At 73.4% G+C, this 17170-nt stretch carries 17 protein-coding genes, 3 tRNA genes and 2 pseudogenes; 17 read left to right on the top strand and 5 right to left on the bottom strand.

Annotation, left to right across the window (positions count from 1 at the left end; translation table 11 throughout):
* The first annotated feature begins 13 nt into the window (after positions 1-13).
* Positions 14-904 carry an acetaldehyde dehydrogenase (acetylating) gene (locus EIO00_RS21285; RefSeq protein ID WP_140181735.1) on the top strand — a complete coding sequence of 297 codons (891 nt, stop codon included), beginning with the start codon at positions 14-16 and terminating at the stop codon, positions 902-904.
* A gap of 1 nt (position 905) precedes the next feature.
* Positions 906-1976 (top strand): 4-hydroxy-2-oxovalerate aldolase, encoded by a 1071-nt coding sequence (dmpG, locus tag EIO00_RS21290; RefSeq protein ID WP_140181737.1) that lies wholly within the window; start codon positions 906-908, stop codon positions 1974-1976.
* Positions 1977-2006: 30 nt separating this feature from the next.
* Here the strand turns inward: dmpG and EIO00_RS21295 are convergent, their stop codons facing one another.
* Positions 2007-3731, bottom strand: coding sequence for a hypothetical protein (locus EIO00_RS21295; protein ID WP_161602771.1), 1725 nt, complete (start codon positions 3729-3731; stop codon positions 2007-2009).
* A gap of 155 nt (positions 3732-3886) precedes the next feature.
* Between EIO00_RS21295 and EIO00_RS21300 the strand changes: the two genes are divergently transcribed.
* Positions 3887-4279 (top strand): NUDIX hydrolase, encoded by a 393-nt coding sequence (locus EIO00_RS21300; protein ID WP_140181742.1) that lies wholly within the window; start codon positions 3887-3889, stop codon positions 4277-4279.
* 147 nt (positions 4280-4426) lie between these two features.
* Here EIO00_RS21300 and EIO00_RS21305 read toward each other — a convergent pair whose 3' ends face one another.
* On the bottom strand, positions 4427-5056 hold the full coding sequence (locus tag EIO00_RS21305) for a MerR family transcriptional regulator (protein ID WP_140181744.1): 630 nt from the start codon (positions 5054-5056) through the stop codon (positions 4427-4429).
* Between the two features lie 66 nt (positions 5057-5122).
* Here EIO00_RS21305 and EIO00_RS21310 point away from each other — a divergent pair.
* A pseudogene (locus EIO00_RS21310) lies at positions 5123-6155 on the top strand (redoxin domain-containing protein).
* A 103-nt stretch (positions 6156-6258) separates the two neighbouring features.
* On the opposite strand, the gene EIO00_RS21315 reads toward EIO00_RS21310, so the two are convergent.
* The gene (locus EIO00_RS21315; protein WP_140181748.1) at positions 6259-6978 is read right to left on the bottom strand and encodes an IclR family transcriptional regulator; all 720 of its coding nucleotides are present in this window, start codon (positions 6976-6978) and stop codon (positions 6259-6261) included.
* A gap of 112 nt (positions 6979-7090) precedes the next feature.
* Here EIO00_RS21315 and leuC point away from each other — a divergent pair, with 112 nt between their 5' ends.
* The 5 genes and pseudogenes from leuC to EIO00_RS21340 all read left to right on the top strand — a co-directional run bounded on the left by leuC (position 7091) and on the right by EIO00_RS21340 (position 10374).
* Positions 7091-8488: a 3-isopropylmalate dehydratase large subunit gene (gene leuC / locus EIO00_RS21320; RefSeq protein ID WP_140181750.1), complete on the top strand. Its 1398-nt coding sequence runs from the start codon at positions 7091-7093 to the stop codon at positions 8486-8488.
* 101 nt (positions 8489-8589) lie between these two features.
* Complete coding sequence (leuD, locus tag EIO00_RS21325) at positions 8590-9177, top strand: 3-isopropylmalate dehydratase small subunit (protein WP_140181752.1); 588 nt, start codon at positions 8590-8592, stop codon at positions 9175-9177.
* A gap of 103 nt (positions 9178-9280) precedes the next feature.
* Positions 9281-9508: pseudogene (locus EIO00_RS21330) on the top strand (SCO5555 family protein); the annotation flags it as partial.
* Between the two features lie 184 nt (positions 9509-9692).
* Complete coding sequence (locus EIO00_RS21335) at positions 9693-9971, top strand: HU family DNA-binding protein (RefSeq protein ID WP_140181754.1); 279 nt, start codon at positions 9693-9695, stop codon at positions 9969-9971.
* Positions 9972-10155: 184 nt separating this feature from the next.
* Positions 10156-10374, top strand: a complete 219-nt coding sequence (locus EIO00_RS21340) for a cold-shock protein (protein WP_241661504.1) — start codon at positions 10156-10158, stop codon at positions 10372-10374.
* Here EIO00_RS21340 and cofC read toward each other — a convergent pair.
* Positions 10343-11029 (bottom strand): 2-phospho-L-lactate guanylyltransferase, encoded by a 687-nt coding sequence (gene cofC, locus EIO00_RS21345; RefSeq protein WP_140181756.1) that lies wholly within the window; start codon positions 11027-11029, stop codon positions 10343-10345. The two genes, EIO00_RS21340 and cofC, sit on opposite strands and share 32 nt — an antisense overlap.
* Positions 11030-11123: 94 nt before the next feature.
* On the opposite strand from cofC, the gene EIO00_RS21350 reads away from it, so the two are divergent.
* Positions 11124-11873, top strand: a complete 750-nt coding sequence (locus tag EIO00_RS21350; protein WP_140181758.1) for a lysophospholipid acyltransferase family protein — start codon at positions 11124-11126, stop codon at positions 11871-11873.
* 86 nt (positions 11874-11959) lie between these two features.
* Positions 11960-12967 carry an NAD(P)H-dependent glycerol-3-phosphate dehydrogenase gene (locus tag EIO00_RS21355; protein WP_140181760.1) on the top strand — a complete coding sequence of 336 codons (1008 nt, stop codon included), beginning with the start codon at positions 11960-11962 and terminating at the stop codon, positions 12965-12967.
* 25 nt (positions 12968-12992) lie between these two features.
* Here the strand turns inward: EIO00_RS21355 and EIO00_RS21360 are convergent, their stop codons facing one another.
* Positions 12993-14000 carry a D-alanine--D-alanine ligase family protein gene (locus EIO00_RS21360; RefSeq protein ID WP_140181762.1) on the bottom strand — a complete coding sequence of 336 codons (1008 nt, stop codon included), beginning with the start codon at positions 13998-14000 and terminating at the stop codon, positions 12993-12995.
* Positions 14001-14204: 204 nt separating this feature from the next.
* On the opposite strand from EIO00_RS21360, the gene EIO00_RS21365 reads away from it, so the two are divergent.
* The 6 genes from EIO00_RS21365 (at position 14205) to EIO00_RS21390 (ending at position 16927) form a co-directional block, all read left to right on the top strand.
* Positions 14205-14876, top strand: a complete 672-nt coding sequence (locus tag EIO00_RS21365; protein ID WP_241661505.1) for an acetamidase/formamidase family protein — start codon at positions 14205-14207, stop codon at positions 14874-14876.
* A 140-nt stretch (positions 14877-15016) separates the two neighbouring features.
* Positions 15017-15505, top strand: coding sequence for a hypothetical protein (locus EIO00_RS21370; RefSeq protein ID WP_140181766.1), 489 nt, complete (start codon positions 15017-15019; stop codon positions 15503-15505).
* Positions 15506-15816: 311 nt separating this feature from the next.
* Positions 15817-15889 (top strand) — tRNA-Leu (locus EIO00_RS21375).
* 4 nt (positions 15890-15893) lie between these two features.
* Positions 15894-15967, top strand: a tRNA-Leu gene (locus EIO00_RS21380).
* Between the two features lie 31 nt (positions 15968-15998).
* Positions 15999-16081, top strand: a tRNA-Tyr gene (locus tag EIO00_RS21385).
* 213 nt (positions 16082-16294) lie between these two features.
* Positions 16295-16927, top strand: a complete 633-nt coding sequence (locus EIO00_RS21390) for a hypothetical protein (protein ID WP_140181768.1) — start codon at positions 16295-16297, stop codon at positions 16925-16927.
* Positions 16928-17170 lie beyond the last annotated feature (243 nt).

The following is a 17170-nucleotide window of genomic DNA, read 5'->3' on the forward strand; positions in this document are numbered from 1 at the left end:
CCAGGGAGTGGCCATGGCGGTGACCGCCGCGATCGTCGGGCCGGGCAACATCGGCACCGACCTGCTGTACAAGCTGCTGCGCAGCGAGCACATCGAGCCGCGCTACATGGTGGGCATCGACCCCGACAGCGAAGGGCTCCGCCGGGCGGCGAGGCTGGGCCTGGAGACCAGCCACGACGGCGTCGACTGGCTGCTGGCCCGCCCCGAGAAGCCGGATCTGGTGTTCGAGGCGACCTCGGCGCGGGTGCACCGGGAGACCGCGCCCCGCTACGCGGAGGCCGGGATCCGGGCGATCGACCTGACGCCCGCCGCGGTCGGACCGGCCGTGGTGCCGCCCGTCAACCTGCACCGGCACCTGGACGCCCCCAACGTCAACCTGATCACCTGCGGCGGGCAGGCCACGATCCCGATGGTGCACGCGGTCTCGCGGGTGGTGCCGGTCGAGTACGCCGAGATCGTCGCGTCGGTGGCGTCGGTGTCGGCCGGGCCGGGCACCCGCGCCAACATCGACGAGTTCACCCGGACCACCGCCCGCGGCATCGAGACCATCGGCGGAGCCCGGCGCGGCAAGGCGATCATCATCCTCAACCCCGCCGAGCCGCCGGTGATCATGCGGGACACGGTGTTCTGCGCGATCCCCGTCGACGCCGACCGCGACAAGATCACCGAATCGATCCTCGACGCGGCCGCCGACGTGGCCTCCTACGTGCCCGGCTACCGGCTGCGCGCCGAGCCCCAGTTCGACGATCCGGACCCGGCCGGCGGCGGGCTCGCCCGCGTGGCGATCTCCCTGGAGGTGGAGGGCGCGGGCGACTTCCTGCCCCCGTACGCCGGGAACCTCGACATCATGACCGCCGCCGCCGTCAAGGTCGGCGAGGTCCTCGCGACCCGGGCAGGAGCCTGACATGCCGTACTCCGACACCCTCGACATCCGCATCACCGACTCCTCGCTGCGCGACGGCTCGCACGCCAAGCGCCACCAGTTCACCCTCGACCACGTCACCTCGGTCGTCGCCGCCCTCGACGAGGCCGGGGTGCCGGTCATCGAGGTCGCCCACGGCGACGGGCTGGGCGGATCCTCCTTCACCTACGGGTTCTCCAAGACCCCCGAGCAGGAGCTGATCAAGGCGGCGGTCGAGACCGCGACCCGCGCCAAGATCGCGTTCCTGATGCTGCCGGGGGTGGGGGTCAAGGACGACATCCGCCGGGCCGCCGACAACGGGGCGCAGATCTGTCGGATCGCCACCCACTGCACCGAGGCGGACGTGTCGGTGCAGCACTTCGGGCTGGCCCGCGACCTGGGGCTGGAGACGGTCGGCTTTCTGATGATGGCGCACTCCCAGCCGCCGGAGGTGCTGGCCGGTCAGGCGCGGATCATGGCCGATGCGGGCTGCCAGTGCGTGTACGTGGTGGACTCGGCGGGCGCGCTGATCCTGGAGGAGGTCGGCGACCGCGTCGCCGCGCTCGTCGCCGAGCTGGGGGACGACGCCCAGGTCGGCTTCCACGGCCATGAGAACCTCGGCCTCGGCGTGGCCAACAGCATCGCCGCCGTCCGGGCGGGCGCCCGGCAGATCGACGGGTCGGTGCGGCGCCTGGGCGCGGGCGCGGGCAACACCCCGGTCGAGGCGCTGGTGGCGGTGTGCGACAAGCTCGGCATCCGCACCGGCGTCGACGTGTTCAAGATCGTGGACGCCGCCGAGGACGTGGTCCGCCCGGTGATGGACTCCGAGTGCCTGCTGGGCCGGATGGAGATCATGATGGGGTACGCGGGCGTGTACTCCAGCTTCCTCAAGCACGCCGACCGCCTGGCCGCCCGCTACGGGGTGTCCGGGGCGCAGATCCTGGCCCGGGCGGGCGAGCGCAAGCTGGTCGGCGGCCAGGAGGACCAGCTCATCGACATCGCCGTCGAGCTGGCCAAGGAGCAGGCCGGGGAGCGGGCGAGGGGGGAGGAACGGAGCCCCGCCGCGACCGCCTGACCGCGGATCTGTCGAGCGCGCCGAGGGGCCTCACCGATCCTCGGGGCGGGGGCGCGCCGGGGCGCCGGTCACCGCCTCCACCAGCGCCCTCGTCACGGTGGCGTGGTCGAGGCCCAGCCGCTCGGCGACCCGGCCGACCTGCCGCGGCACGTGCGGCGGCGCCATCCGCGCGATCGCCGCGGCCGCCGCGTGCAGCGCCGCCGCCCGCTCCTCCGGCGACCGCGGCGCCCCGCCCGCGCGTTCCACCGCGGCGTCCACCGCCAGGTCCGCCATCGGCCGGGCGTTCCGCAGCACGCGCAGCAGCCCGTCCGGCCCCTCCCGCCGCAGCACCTCCGCCGGATCGTCCCCCGGCTCGAACACCGCCGCGTCCACGGGCGCGCTCAGCCCGCGCAGCGCCTCCCAGGCCCGCAGCATCCCCGCCCGTCCCGCCGGGTCCCCGTCCAGCGCCACCACGATCCCGGCCCCCTCGACGGGGCCGCCGCTTCCGGGACGGTCCGCCGGGCCGCCCCGCTCGGAGCCGCCGGCCGGTGCCGGATCGGGGGCGGCGGGCCTCGCCGCGCCCGGGGCGCAGTGGTCCATCAGGATGCGGAGCTGGTCGGGGGTGATGCCCGAGCCGCAGGTCGCGATGCCGGCATGGCCGGGGAGGAGGTTGACGGCCAGGGCGTCGTAGGGGCCTTCGACGATGACCGGGCGGGCGCCGGCCGCGAGACGGTCGCGGGACTCGTGCAGCCCGTACAGCAGGCGGCCCTTGCGAAACAGGGCGGACTCGGGGCTGTTGAGGTACTTCGGGCCGCCGCCCGCGCCGCGGCGACGGCCGATGAAGCCCGCGATCGCGCCGCGGGCGTCCCGCAGCGGGAACATCGTCCGGTCGCGGAACCGGTCGTGCAGCGCGCCGTCGCGCCCGCGGCGTGCCAGCCCGGCGGCGACGATCGCCTCGTCGGGCAGCCCCAGCCGCCGCAGGTGCTCGGTCAGGGCCCGCCAGGCGGCGGGCGCACAGCCGACCGGGGCGTCGGCGGGCAGGCCCCGCCGGGCCAGGTGGTCGGGCACCCAGCCGCTGCGCCGCGCCCGGGCGAGGAAGAACGCGTGCGCGGCCTCCAGGCAGGCGTGGGCGGCCCGGACCTTCTCCAGCTCCGCGACGACGACGCCGGCGGCCTGAAGGATCCGGTCGCCGGCGGAGATCACGGCCGCGGCGTCGGCGGCCCAGGCCCGCACCGGCGGATGCACCAGATGCGTCGCCCGGATCCCCAGATGCGCCAGCACCAGGTGGGCGACCGAGGCGGTGTGCCGGGGCAGCAGCCGGTGGCCCAGCCGCAGCGCCAGCGCCGTCAGCGCCTCCCGCACCACGGGGGGATCGGGGTCGGCCCGCAGCCCCAGGGCGTGCGCGGCCTGCCGCAGCCGCTCGTAGGCCGCGTCCGGCGGCAGGGCGCGGGCGGGCGGCGGCGCACCGGCGGTCTGCGCGATGTCGAACACCGCGCGGGTCCGCCCCTCGGGCGTCAGGATCCAGATCCCCTTCTCGCCCTTGCGCACGTGCCGCCGGACGGCCCGCCACTCGTCGTGGGAGCGGACGTCGGCGGCGTGGGGGCGCTGCGCGGCGATCAGCAGCGTGTTGACGAACCCGTGCCGTCCGTGGCGCGCCGCCTGCTCCAGCCACCGGCTCCAGGGGCGCGAGCCCGCCAGCAGGCGGGCGATCTCCTCCTCGACCGTGTCGCGCAGCGCGCTGGGCGTCGGATCCGCCGAGGACGTCACCGCGGGCATGGGAGGGCCTCCGCACATCGACCATGGGGAAGCCGTCAAAAGTGATACCCATAAATATTTCCCCCTAAAACGCGCTAACAGGGGGAAACTTCCTCACCATGCCGCTCATGCCGCCGGGGACGGGACGGGCGGGACGGCGTGGGATGATCATGCACATGCTGGACGTCGTCGCCTGGGTGCACATCGTCGACGGCAAGATGCTCGCCGTCCGGGCGCGCGGCCGCGACCTGCTCTACCTGCCCGGCGGCAAACGCGAGGCGGGGGAGGGGGACTGGGCGGCGATCTCCCGCGAGGTCCGCGAGGAGCTGTCGGTGGAGCTGGACCCGCTCACCTTCCGCCCGCTGGGCGTCGTCCACGCGCCCGCCCACGACCAGCCCGAACACGCCCACGTGCGGATGGCCTGCTTCACCGCCGCCTTCCGCGGCCGGCTCCGCCCCTCCGGCGAGGTCGACGAGCTGCGCCTGGTGTCGATGGGGGAGCGCGACCTGCTGGCCCCGGCCGCCCGCGCCGCCCTCGATCTGGCGGCCGACTCCGGGCTGCTGGGCTGATCGGCGCCCGCGGCCCGCGCCGCGCCGCCCGGCGCTCCGGCTCTCGCGCATCGCCGCTCCGGCCTCCGTCCGGCTCGCCGGCGCCCGAGTCCTCGGCGGGGCCTCCGTGGGCTGCGGCGGGTTTCGGCGGGCCCGGGCGGGCGTCGGTCAGCCGGGCCCGAACCGCCGGGCCGAGGCGTCCTCCTGGGCCAGCCGGTGCAGCGCCACCAACACCTGGTCGTACACCACGGAGGCGGCGAGCATGCGCAGCGCCTGGGCGCGCGTGGTGTCCTCCCGCAGCAGCCCCGTCTCGTGCTCGGCCAGCGCCGCGGCGGCCTCCGCATAGGGGCGCAGCGCGGCGGGCGAGGGCGTGAACCCCAGCCGCCGCAACGCCACGAGCGCCTGGGCGAGCACGGTCCGGGCCGGGGCCTGCCCGGTGACCCGCCAGCCCAGCTCCTCCAGCAGTGCGTCCACCTGCTCCCGCGCGGCCCGCCAGTCCGGGTCGTCGTCGGGCGCGTCCACCCGCGGCCCGATCGCGTACGCGGCGGCGCCGAACAGGTCGTGCAGCCCGACCCCGGGGTCCTCCAAAGCGGTGATGATCCGGCGGATCGCCGCCACCGACAGGTCGCCGACCTCGCGCAGCGCCCGGATCAGCCGCAGCCGCTCCAGATGCGTCTCGTCGTACTCGGCCCTGGTCGCGGCGGAGGCCGTGCCCTTGGGCAGCAGTCCCTCCCGGATGTAGAACTTGATCGTCTGCACCGGCAGTCCGCTGCGCTCGCTCAGCTCGGAAATCCGCATGACACCCCCGGCTGGATAGTACTACTATCCAATCATTGGATAGTGGAGGTATCTAAAGGGGGGCGAATGTTCACCGCCATCGACGCCGCCGGCGCCCACGAGCTGGACGCGCGTCCCGCACCGAACGGCGGGCTGCTGGCCCCGCTGCACCGGCCGTTGCTCGGCTGGACCCGCAAGCCGCACGGCTGGTGCCGCGGTGAGGCCTGTCTGCCGGCCTTCCGCGCCGCCGCCGCCGAGACCGCCGACGGCGTCGACGTCGTCGCGTTCGCCGAGCTGATCGGCAAGGTCGCGGTGGTCGACCGGGCCGAGCGGGCGGTCGCCTTCGCCGAGGGGGGGCGGGGCGTCGACCGCCGGGCTCACCGCCGGCCGGGCCCCCGACTTCACCCTCGACGGGGTGTCCCTGGCCGACCTGCGCGGCCGCAAGGTCGCGATCGTGTTCTGGGCCTCCTGGTGCGGCTGCCGCTACGACCTGCCCGCCTGGCAGGAACGGCACGACGAGCTGGAGCCGCACGGGCTGACCGTGCTCAGCGTCTCCCTGGACCGGACCGCCGCCGACGCCCGGCCCTGGATCGCCGAGGCGCACGCCGCGGCCCGCGACCCGCACCCGGCCGTGATCGACACCGAGGGCCTGGTCGCCGAGCTCTACAACGTGATCAATGTGCCGACCGCGGTCTGGGTCGACGAGGAGGGGCGCATCGCCCGTCCGCAGGAGACCCAGACCGCCACCGACTTGTTCCGCTCCATGAACGGGCTGGACTCCGCCGCATCCGGTGCGGCGCTGCGCCGCTGGGTGCTCGACGGCGACGCGGGTCTGGCCGCCGAGCAGGTCCGCCGCCACCTGCGCGTGCCGACCCGCGAGGAGAACCGCGCCCGAGCCCACGCCCGGCTGGCCGCCTGGCTCGCCCGCCGGGGACGGGTCGAGGCCGCCCGCCGTCACCTGGAGGCCGCCGCCGCGCTCGCGCCGCACGATGTGGCGATCCGCCGCGGGCTGATGCCGTTGACCGGCGAGGACCCGTTCGGCGACGCCTACTTCGCCCTCCGCCGGGAGCTGGAGAGCGCCGGCATCCCGCTCTACCGTCCGCTGCCCGTCGAGGAGTGAACCCCCGTCCCCGCGGGCCGGGCGCCGTCCCGGCGCCGCCGGCCCGATCCCGACGAGCGCGCCGGCCGTCCGCGCAGAGGGGCGAGGGGGCGAGCGGGGCGGGCTAGGTCGCGGTGCGGCGCATCGCCTCGGTGATCTTCTCCGCGGCGGCCATCACCGCCGCGGCGTGCAGCCGGCCGGGGGAACGGGTCAGCCGCTCCAGCGGGCCGGACACCGAGATCGCGGCGATCACCCGGCCGCCGGCCCCGCGGATCGGGGCCGACACCGAGCCCACCCCCGGCTCGCGCTCCCCGACGCTCTGCGCCCAGCCGCGCCGGCGCACCGCGGCCAGCGTGGCGGCCTCGAACTTGGCGCCGCGCAGCCCCCGATGCAGCCGATCCGGCTCCTCCCAGGCCAGCAGGACCTGCGCCGCCGAGCCGGCGGTCATCGGCAGCGCGCTGCCCACCGGCACCGTGTCCCGCAGCCCGCTGCTGCGCTCGGCCGCCGCCACGCACACCCGCACGTCGCCCTGCCGCCGGTAGAGCTGGGCGCTCTCCCCGGTGTGGTCGCGCAGCTGGGCCAGCACCGGCTGGGCGATCGCCAGCAGCCGGTCCTCGCCGGCCGCCACCGCCAGCTCGGCCAGCCGGGGGCCGAGGATGAACCGCCCCTGGGCGTCCCGGTGCACCAGCCGGTGATGCTCCAGCGCCACTGCCAGCCGATGGGCGGTCGGCCTGGCCAGACCGGTCGCCTGCACCAGGCTGGCCAGCGATGCGGGGCCGGCTTCCAGCGCGTTCAGTATCAGCACCGCTTTGTCAAGTACGCCGACTCCGCTAGAGTTGTCCATACATCGATATTGCAGTCTTGAAATGTGAGATGCAAGTTCGGGACCCCGATCCTGGCGCGACGGTACGCGCGGGGTGACCCCACGGTGAGGCAAGACAGGTGAGGTGGAGCTCATGGGCCGGACACTGGCCGAAAAGGTCTACGACGCGCACGTCGTGCGGCGTGCCGAGGGCGAGCCGGACCTTCTCTACATCGACCTGCACCTGGTGCACGAGGTCACCAGCCCGCAGGCGTTCGACGGGCTGCGGATGGCCGGCCGCAAGGTCCGCCGGCCCGACCTGACCATCGCCACCGAGGACCACAACGTCCCCACGGAGAACCTGCTGGCCCCCATCGCCGACCCGGTCTCGCGCACCCAGGTCGAGACGCTGCGCAAGAACGCCGCCGAGTTCGGCATCCGGCTGCACCCGATGGGCGACGACGGCCAGGGCATCGTGCACGTCATCGGCCCTCAGCTCGGGCTGACCCAGCCCGGCATGACGGTGGTCTGCGGCGACTCGCACACCTCCACCCACGGCGCGTTCGGGGCGCTGGCCTTCGGCATCGGCACCAGCGAGGTCGAGCACGTGCTGGCCACCCAGACGCTGCCGCAGATCAAGCCCAAGACCATGGCCGTCACGGTCGACGGCGCGCTGCCGGCCGGGGTCACCGCCAAGGACCTGATCCTGGCCATCATCGCCGAGATCGGCACCGGCGGCGGCCAGGGGCACATCATCGAGTACCGCGGCGAGGCCATCCGGAGCCTGTCGATGGAGGGCCGGATGACGGTCTGCAACATGTCCATCGAGGCCGGCGCCCGGGCCGGGATGATCGCCCCGGACGAGACCACCTTCGCCTACCTCAAGGGCCGCCCGCACGCTCCCCAGGGCGCCGAGTGGGACAAGGCCGTCGAGTACTGGAAGTCGCTGCGCACCGACGACGACGCGGTCTTCGACAAGGAGGTGGTGATCGACGCCTCCACGCTGACCCCGTACGTCACCTGGGGCACCAACCCCGGCCAGGGCCTGCCGCTGAGCGAGTCGGTGCCCGACCCGGCCTCCTTCGACGACCCGATCGAGCGGCAGGCCGCCGAGCGGGCGCTGGAGTACATGGGGCTGACCCCCGGCACCCCGCTGCGCGACATCAAGATCGACACCGTCTTCGTCGGCTCCTGCACCAACGGGCGCATCGAGGACCTGCGGGCCGTCGCCGAGGTGCTCAAGGGCCGCAAGGTCGCCGACGGGGTGCGGATGCTCATCGTCCCCGGCTCGATGAAGGTCAAGGCCCAGGCCCAGGAGGAGGGGCTGGACGAGATCTTCAAGGCCGCCGGCGCCGAGTGGCGCGAGGCCGGCTGCTCGATGTGCCTGGCGATGAACCCCGACAAGCTCAGCCCCGGCGAGCGCAGCGCCTCCACCTCCAACCGCAATTTCGAGGGCCGCCAGGGCCCCGGCGGCCGCACCCACCTGGTCTCGCCCGCCGTCGCCGCCGCCACCGCCGTCACCGGCCGCCTCACCGCCCCCGCGGACCTGTAGGGGCGGTCGCCGGGGCGCCCGCGCCGCCGGACGGCCCGGCGCCCGCCCGAAGCGGCCTTCGGCACGAGCAGTACGTGACAACAGACTGGGAGAGACGACAGATGGAAGCGTTCACCGTTCACACCGGGCGCGGGGTGCCGCTGCGGCGGAGCAACGTCGACACCGACCAGATCATCCCGGCGGTGTGGCTCAAGCGGGTCAGCCGCACCGGCTTCGAGGAGGGCCTGTTCGCGGCCTGGCGCGAGGACCCGGAGTTCGTGCTGAACAAGCCCGAGCACGCCGGGGCGAGCATCCTGATCGCCGGGCCGGACTTCGGCACCGGCTCCTCGCGCGAGCACGCGGTGTGGGCGCTGCAGCAGTACGGGTTCCGGGTGGTCATCGCCCCGCGGTTCGGCGACATCTTCCGCAACAACTCCACCAAGATGGGGCTGCTGCCGGTCGTGCTGCCCGCCGAGACCGTCGAGGCGCTGTGGAAGGCGGTCGAGGAGGACCCGGCGACCGAGATCACCGTGGACCTGGAGGCCCGTCAGGTGCGGTGGTCCGGGAACACCGTCGGCTTCGAGATCGACGACTACACCCGTTGGCGGCTGATGGAGGGGCTGGACGACATCGGGCTGACCCTCCGCCACGCCGACGCCATCGCCGACTACGAGCAGCGGCGGCCGTCCTGGCTGCCCACCACCGTGTGACGCCCGTCACCGATCGCACGGGGGCGGCCGCTTGGGCATGCCTTCCGCGGGGGATGATGGCTCGCGGGAGGCATGCCCGATGTGGTTCCGGGGGGCGAGCAGCATGAGCAATCCGTCCACTCCGCCGCATCCGCCGGCGTGGAGCGGGCCGCAGTGGGACGACCCCGTGCTGACCCGGCTGGCCCGCCGGCTGCGGGACGCCCACCGGGCGGTCGCCCCGCTGCCGCCCGAGTCGCGCCGCCGGCTGATCCGGCACCTGCTGACGATCACCGACCTGGCCAAACGCGACCACGCATTGGCCGATCGCAAGCTGGAGGCGTTCCTGGCGGACCTGCCCTGCCGGCTCGCGGCAGAGCGTGACGAATCCGACACTTCGGGTTCGCAGTCCTCGTCGGAGACCCCTTCGAGTGACGAAATCGCCTGCGACACAGGAAGTATTGCTTGCAGGTGATTGTGTCAATGCCCAACGTCCTTTAGTTTCGTGCGGGCAAGGGGGGAACCGGAGGAGTAACCCAATGAACAAGCGTGAGCTGGTCGACGCCATCTCAGAGCGGCTGGGCAGCAAGAAGGCCGCAGCCGAGGCCGTCGACGCGATCCTGGAGACGATCCAGAACACGGTCGCCAAGGGCGACAAGGTCGCGATCACCGGGTTCGGTTCGTTCGAGAAGGCCCAGCGGCCCGCCCGCACGGCCCGCAACCCGGCAACCGGCAAGACCATCGAGGTCCCCGCGACCTGGGTGCCCAAGTTCAGGGCCGGCGCCGACTTCAAGAACCTGGTGGCCGGCAAGAAGTAACCACCGCGTTCTGCACACGCGCCCGGGATCCGCAGACCCCTGCGGATCCCGGGCGCGTGTTTATCGCCTCCTGTTCGCCGTGCCTTCCCGGGGCGGGGGAGAGGCCGGTCGGACGCGGAGAAGGGCGCGGGCCGCCCCGGAGGCGGGCGCGGGAAAGCGACGGAGACGGGGATAAGGTCGCGGTATGGCTGGTGTGCGGGTGCAGGGCACCGTGGGGACGTTCGACACGCGGACGCGCAGCGGGACCGTCCTGCTGGACGACGGGACGGAGCTGACCTTCGACGCCGAGGCCTTCGCGGCCGGAGGATTGCGCCTGCTGCGGCTCGGCCAGCGGGTGAACCTCGCCGTGGAGAACGGGAGGATCCAGGCGATCACCCTCTCGACGTTCCCGCTTCCGGACTGAGCGCCGGCAACCGGGCGGCCAGGGCGGCGGTGCGGGGGCCGGCCCCCAGCGCCAGCGCGGCGCGCAGGTCATCCAGGGTGTCGACGTCCCGCCGGACGCTGTCGATGCCCTCCAGCGCCAGCTCCCGGGCCCCCCGCGCCGCATGACGGGCGCGCGAGTCCGGTCCGAACGCGGGGGAGAACGGCACGCCCGGACGCGCCGCGTACACGGTGGTGCCGACGTCGGCGGCGTCCGGGACGAACGACTCGGGGAACGCCGCCGCCGCCGTCAGCACCCGGCCCAGCTCGAGCGGACGCAACGCCGGCAGATCCGCGGACATCGCGCCCACGCCCGCCTCGGGCCGGGTCCGGCGGGCCACGGCGGCGCCGTGGGCCAGGGCCGGGTTGAGACCCTGATCGGGCTCATCGGGCACTATGTGAGCGCCCAGCGCGGACAGCTCCGAGGCGGCCAGCGGATCGTCGGTGACGACGATCACCTCGGCGACCTGAGGGCAGCGCAGCGCGGCCGCCACGGTGTCGGCCGCCACGGCCAGCGCCAGGGCCTCCCGCAGGGGCCCGGCCGCCGCGGCCAGCCGGGTCTTGGCCTTGGCCAGCACCTTCACCGGCAGGACCAGCGACCATGACGTTTCGGTGTGATGTGAGGTTTCGGCAGGCATCGCAACTCGACACTATGCGGCGCCAGCCGAGAGACTTGAGGCCCACCCCCGGAGCGGCACGCTTCCGGCGGGGAACGGCCAGAGGAAGGCAGGCATGAGTCACGAGTATTCGCCGCGATGGCGCAAGCTCACGGTCGTGGTGCTGCGCCCGTTGCTGTACGCGCTGCTCAAGCGCGACTGGCGGGGACGGCACAACGTGCCCCGGGAGGGCGGCATCATCGTCGCCGCCAACCACCTGTCATGGGCCGACCCCCTCGCCCTGGCCCACTTCGTGTACGAGTGCGGCCGGTACCCGGTCTACCTGGCCAAGTCTCCGCTGTTCGAGGCCAAGTTCATCGGGGCGGTGCTGCGCGGCACCGGGCAGGTCCCGGTCTACCGCGACCGCGCCGACGCCGCCCTGGCCCTCAAGACCGCCGAAGAGGCGCTCAAGGCCGGCGAGTGCCTGATGTTCTATCCCGAGGGCACCTGCACCCGCGACCCCGACCTGTGGCCGATGACCGGGCACACCGGAGTGGCCCGGCTGGCCATCACCACCGGCGCCAAGGTCGTGCCGATCGCCCACTGGGGGGCGCACGAGCTGCTGCCGTACGGCACCAAGAAGTTCCGCCCCTTCCCCCGCAAGACCATGCGCGTGATCGCCGGCGAGCCGATCGACCTGTCCAAGTACGCCGGCAAGCCGATGACCGCGACTCTGCTGCGCGAGGCCACGGATGAGATCATGAGGACCATCGCCGATCTCCTGGGCGAGCTGCGCGGCGAGGAGCCGCCCAAGGAGCTGTACGACCACAAGAAGGCGATCGCCGAGCGCCGCCGACGCGCGGGCGGAGACCCGGCGGCCTCATGACCGGAGCGGTCCGGCCGCCGTGACCGCCCGGCGGCCGGACGGCCGCGGTGAACACGGACACCAGGCATCGACGACGGAGCGAGGCATTGACGAGAGCGGCAGTACTGGGTGCGGGATCGTGGGGCACCACCTTCGCCAAGGTGTTGCATGACGCGGGCACCGAGGTGATCGTGTGCGCCCGCCGCCCGGAGATCGCCGAGCAGATCAACGAGCGGCATGAGAACGTCCAGTACCTGCCGGGCATCACCCTTCCGGAGGGGCTGCGCGCCACCGCCGACCCGGCGGAGGCGCTGGACGGCGCCGACCTGGTGGTGATGGCCGTGCCGAGCCAGACGCTGCGGGAGAACCTGCACCTGTGGCGTCCGCTGTTGCCGCCGGACGCCGTCCTGGTCAGCCTGATGAAGGGCATCGAGCTGGGCACCGGCCGACGGATGAGCGAGGTGATCGCCGAGGTCACCGGCGCCCCCGCGGACCGGATCGCGGTGGTGTCCGGCCCCAACCTGGCCCGCGAGCTGGCCTCCGGCCAGCCCGGCGCGGCGGTGGCCGCCTGCGTCGACGAACGCACCGCCCGGCGCATTCAGGCGGCCTGCATGACCCCCTACTTCCGCGTCTACACCAACACCGACGTGGTGGGGTGCGAACTGGGCGGAGCGATCAAGAACGTGATCGCGTTGTGCGTGGGCATCGCGGTCGGGCTGGGGTTCGGCGCCAACACCCAGGCGCTGCTGATGACCCGGGGACTGGCCGAGATCGCCCGACTGGGCGCCGCGCTGGGCGCCGACGAGCACACCTTCGCCGGCCTGGCCGGGCTCGGCGACCTGGTCGGGACCTGCAGCTCGCCGCTGTCGCGCAACCGCACGTTCGGGGAGAACCTGGGGCGCGGCATGACGCTGGAGGAGACCATCGCGGTCACCAAGCAGACCGCCGAGGGCGTCAAGTCCTCCGAAGCGGTGCTGGAGCTGGCCCGCAAGCACGGCGTGGAGATGCCGATCACCGAGGTGGTGGCGGCCGTGATGCACCACGGGATGAGCATCTCCGAGGCGGCGTCCCTGCTGATGTCCCGCTCGCCCAAGCCGGAACGCTACGGCGTCTGACCGCCGCCCGGCGGCCCGGCGGGGCTCAGCGGCCCCGCTCCCGCAGCGCCGAGGCGCACAGCCGTTCGCACAGGTCGCCGAAACCGATGCCGGCCGCCGCCGCCGACTGCGGCATCAGGCTGGTGGCGGTCATCCCCGGCAGCGTGTTGGCCTCCAGGCACCACAGCCCGCCGTCCGGATCCATCCGGAAGTCGATCCGGCTGTAGGAGCCCAGCTTGAGCGCATCGTGCGCGGCCACCGCCAGCCGCTGCACCTCGGCGGTGACCTCGGCCGGCAGGTCGGCGGGGAACGTCTCGACCGCCCCGCCGACCTGGTACTTGCTCTGATAGTCGAAGATCTCGCCGAGCTGCGGCACGATCTCGCCGACCGCCAGCGCCCGGCCCTCCAGCACCCCGACCACCAGCTCCCGGCCGGGCACGAACCGCTCGACCATCACCTCGCGGTCATAGGCCGCGGCCGTCTCGATCGCCTCGGCCAGCTGCTCCGGCGCCTTGACCACGGTGAGCCCGATGGTGGAGCCCTGGGCGTTGGGCTTGACGATCGCGGGGAACCCGATGCGCTCGGCGACCTCCTCCACGGTGGCGGGCGCCATCAGCCAGTCCGGGGTCGGCACCCCGGCGCAGCGGAACAGCCGCTTGGACACGTCCTTGTCCATCGCCACCGCGCTGCCCAGCACCCCGCTGCCGGTGTAGGGGACGCCGGCCGAGTCCAGCAGCGCCTGCAGGGTGCCGTCCTCGCCGGAGCCGCCGTGCAGCGCCAGGAACACCACGTCCACCTCGCGCAGCGGGCCGTCCTCGGCGACCAGTCGGGCGGTCGTCTCGGCGGCCGGGATGTCGGACAGGTCCGGCGGATCGTAGGACACGGTGGCGCCGACGAACGCGGCGACCTCCTCGTCGGACAACGGTCCCCGGGCGGTGTCGACGGCGATGACGTCATGTCCGCGCTCTCGCAGTGCCGTGAAGACCTGCGCGGCGCTGGCGATCGAGACCTCCCGCTCCGCGCTCGCCCCTCCGAACAACACGGCAATACGCATCAGCCATCCCCATCGCTGCTGTGTGCTGGGCCGATCCGGGTTCGGGGCCCGCGTCCGCAGCAGAGTAGCAAGACATCCACCCTCCTTCGGAAGCCCCGGCCCGCCCGTGCCGGGCAGCTCTTACGGGGCCGTAAGCGCCGGGAAACCGCTGTGAAACAGCGATGGGAACACCATTTCCCAACGAGTTCCCGGAAGGAGGTCCCCGTGACGCCGTCGCCGGTGCCGTTGCTGCCGCACTCGCCCGTCCCGGCCGCCGCGCAGACCGTGCCCGGCCACAACCGCTGGCACCCCGACATACCGGGGGTCGCCGAGGTGATCACCGGCGGTTCGGTGCGGCTGGAGTGCGAGGGCGGGCCGCCGGGGCGGGAACCGGTGCTGTGCGGGCCGATCGTGGTGGTCGGCGCGGAGGCCGGCGATGTGATCGTGGTGGACGTGCTCGAGGTGGGCCGCAGGGGCACAGGCCCCGTCCACGACGGTCATCCCGGCGTCATCGGGTGCGCACCCGCCCCACAGAGCCTGGTCGCCGCCGGCGCCCGCCCGGCGGGCTCCCGCGACGCGCTGCTCGGCCGGGTGCGACCGGGAACCGCCGGCTATGAGCAGGTCGCCGCCGAGGCGGTGCCGACCGTGGCGCGCGGCCGGGAGATCGGCTCCTGCTCCATCGCCCCGCTGACCGCCGGCTCGCGGATCCTGCTGCCCGTCTGCGTGCGCGGCGCCAAGCTGTCGGTGGGCGACCTGCACTTCCCCGAGCACGGGGGGAAGGGGTGCGGCCCCGCCAGGGACGGCTGGGTCGACCTGCGGATCAACCTCACCAGGCAGGGGGTCGAGCGGTTCGGCGTCCGCGGCCCGCTGCTCCTGCCGGGGCCGGACGCCGCCTGATCCCGGTTCGCCGAGAACGTCACCGACCCGCCGTCTTCACGGCGGTCGAGGCCGGAACGGGCCCTTGTGCGCCGCCCGGTGGCCGATCCCAGACCGCGGCCGGGGATTGTCTTGAACCGTGGCCAGGTAGACGCCTGTGCATGATGCGACAGACGCTCCTCACCACCGCGCTGGCCATGGCCGTCTCGGCGCTGCCGGCCCTGCCCGCCCTGGCCGCTCCCGGCGACGGACGGGTCACCGTCCGCCCCGTCGGCGTCGCCGCGGACGCCGCTCAGGACGCGAACCGGGTCTGCCGGTTCTACCTCGAGGCCACGGGGTTCCAGGGCAGCCACACGCTTCGGTACCGGGTCGAGCGCGAGCGCTCCTCCTCGACCGTGATCGTCTCCGGCACGATCCGGCTGCGCGACGGCTCCGGCAGCAGCGGCGTCATCCGCGTTCCCGACGGGGAGTACTCCCTGACCTGGAACGCGTTCGGCTCCTCCTCCGACGCCGGCGAGAAGAAGATCACCGTCGACTGCAAGGGCACCGCCGCCGGCTCCCAGTCCGGCTCTCAGTCCGGCGCCGACCAGCAGGCGACGGGGACGTCCACCAGGGACGAAGGCTTCCTGGACCTGTCCCGGCTCCCGTAGAACGCCCGCTGGGACAGAAAAAGCCCCGGTCCGACCTAGCCCCGGACCGGGGCGCCTTTATGCCCGGCGGCCCCTTTCCTCCCGGACGCAGAAAATGCGTTGCACCGCCCGGGAACGGATGACAGAGTCTTGAACGTCGGCCGGAAACGACGCGCGAGGGCTGTGAGAGGAGGACCGGCCATGCGGCGACTGTCGCGCCTGTGCGCCCCGGGTCGACTTACCCGGGCGTCGCTCGCTCGCTGCGGCCGGCTCCATTATCGGTGATTCTTCCGGGCCGCGGTGATCGCGGTGACGCCTCCCCGATTCATCACGCGGCTCTACTCCAACGGCAGAGAGACCACTTTCAGGAAGTGGACGGTCCGGGTTCGAATCCCGGGAGCCGCACGACGCCCTCGTAGCCCAACCGGAAGAGGCGCTTCGTCGAGAGCGAAGAGGCTGCAGGTTCGAATCCTGCCGGGGGCACGCGACGACGGATTCCCTCCGGACCTTCCCCGGGGCGGCGCCGACGCGGGAGAGTCGGGCCTGCCTGTAAAGCAGGTGCTGCGCGCTGAGTGGGTTCGAATCCCACCCGCCCCACCGAGACGACGCCGCACCGGGCATCGCCGCCCCGCCGCACCGGCCGCGAGAGAACGGCCGGGCGCATGCCGTCCGCAGGCGGCCGTGCGTCGCCTCCGTCTTCCCGCGCGAGAGCGGATCGTCACCGGACTCCGGTAGCGTTCACGCGACACGCCGCCCGGCGTGTCCGCATGCCGGGCGGCGATGAACCCGCATCCGGTGGGGGTCTGTGCGATGGACGAGGAACGCGACGGAAAACTGGCCCGGATCGAGGAGAAACTGGATCTGCTCAAACGCGTGGAGGCCGAACACGGCTTCGGCGTCATCATCGAGGAGCCGAGGAAACTGGAACCCATTCCCGAGCTCCCCGAGGGAGTGACGGAGGTGTTCAGCCTGTTCCACCGGCTGGGCGGAGACTATTTCCGCTTCGAACAGCCCCCCGAGATCACCGACCGGCGGTCCTGGGCCGACCGCCCCGTCAACCCGCACTGCCCGCTGGGCAACCCCTTGAGCATCGGCTGCGAGCGCCATGGCGTTCCCGAGGACATCGACGCCGGCAACACCGACATCTGCCTCGACCTGCGGGACGGGGACGTCTACTCCTACCTGCCGGACGACTATGTCTTCGCCTACAAGAACGGCGAGGAGTTCATCGAGGTCACCGAGCTGGCGCCGGACATCGTCACGTTCTTCGACGTCTGTGTCCTGGGCGCGGGCTATCCCCGGCTCGTCGAGTCGGTCATCGGCGGGCACGCGCTGACCCTCCGCAGGCGCCGTGGCCGGCGCGCCCGTCCCGGCCGGCACCGGGACAGCTGGATGAGCCTCCTGGAGGCGAGCGGCTTGATCCCCCCGATGGATCCGCACTAGGGGACCGGCCGCCGGGGAACGCGTCCGCGGAGGAGGCGGTGCCGGGCATCGCCGGGATGCGCCGTCAGCGGCTCGGACGGGCGCCGCGATGCCCGTCTCCCGGCGACCGCCCCGCAAGCCCCGCCCGGTCGGACCGCGGGCGGGAACGACGCGGGGCCCGCACCGACCGGTGCGGGCCCCGCGGTCCGTTCTGCGGTCAGACCGTCAGTCCTTGTTGAAGTTCACTGCGCCCTCCACCGGCGG

Source organism: Thermomonospora catenispora (assembly GCF_006363815.1).
Taxonomy (GTDB): domain Bacteria; phylum Actinomycetota; class Actinomycetes; order Streptosporangiales; family Streptosporangiaceae; genus Thermomonospora; species Thermomonospora catenispora.

Coding starts and splice junctions, on each gene's coding strand:
- EIO00_RS21285 (WP_140181735.1), top strand. CDS start 14: ATGGCGGTGACCGCCGCGATCGTCGGGCCGGGCAACATCGGCACCGAC.
- dmpG (WP_140181737.1), top strand. CDS start 906: ATGCCGTACTCCGACACCCTCGACATCCGCATCACCGACTCCTCGCTG.
- EIO00_RS21295 (WP_161602771.1), bottom strand. CDS start 3,731: ATGCCCGCGGTGACGTCCTCGGCGGATCCGACGCCCAGCGCGCTGCGC.
- EIO00_RS21300 (WP_140181742.1), top strand. CDS start 3,887: ATGCTGGACGTCGTCGCCTGGGTGCACATCGTCGACGGCAAGATGCTC.
- EIO00_RS21305 (WP_140181744.1), bottom strand. CDS start 5,056: ATGCGGATTTCCGAGCTGAGCGAGCGCAGCGGACTGCCGGTGCAGACG.
- EIO00_RS21315 (WP_140181748.1), bottom strand. CDS start 6,978: ATGGACAACTCTAGCGGAGTCGGCGTACTTGACAAAGCGGTGCTGATA.
- leuC (WP_140181750.1), top strand. CDS start 7,091: ATGGGCCGGACACTGGCCGAAAAGGTCTACGACGCGCACGTCGTGCGG.
- leuD (WP_140181752.1), top strand. CDS start 8,590: ATGGAAGCGTTCACCGTTCACACCGGGCGCGGGGTGCCGCTGCGGCGG.
- EIO00_RS21335 (WP_140181754.1), top strand. CDS start 9,693: ATGAACAAGCGTGAGCTGGTCGACGCCATCTCAGAGCGGCTGGGCAGC.
- EIO00_RS21340 (WP_241661504.1), top strand. CDS start 10,156: ATGGCTGGTGTGCGGGTGCAGGGCACCGTGGGGACGTTCGACACGCGG.
- cofC (WP_140181756.1), bottom strand. CDS start 11,029: ATGCCTGCCGAAACCTCACATCACACCGAAACGTCATGGTCGCTGGTC.
- EIO00_RS21350 (WP_140181758.1), top strand. CDS start 11,124: ATGAGTCACGAGTATTCGCCGCGATGGCGCAAGCTCACGGTCGTGGTG.
- EIO00_RS21360 (WP_140181762.1), bottom strand. CDS start 14,000: ATGCGTATTGCCGTGTTGTTCGGAGGGGCGAGCGCGGAGCGGGAGGTC.
- EIO00_RS21370 (WP_140181766.1), top strand. CDS start 15,017: ATGATGCGACAGACGCTCCTCACCACCGCGCTGGCCATGGCCGTCTCG.
- EIO00_RS21390 (WP_140181768.1), top strand. CDS start 16,295: ATGGACGAGGAACGCGACGGAAAACTGGCCCGGATCGAGGAGAAACTG.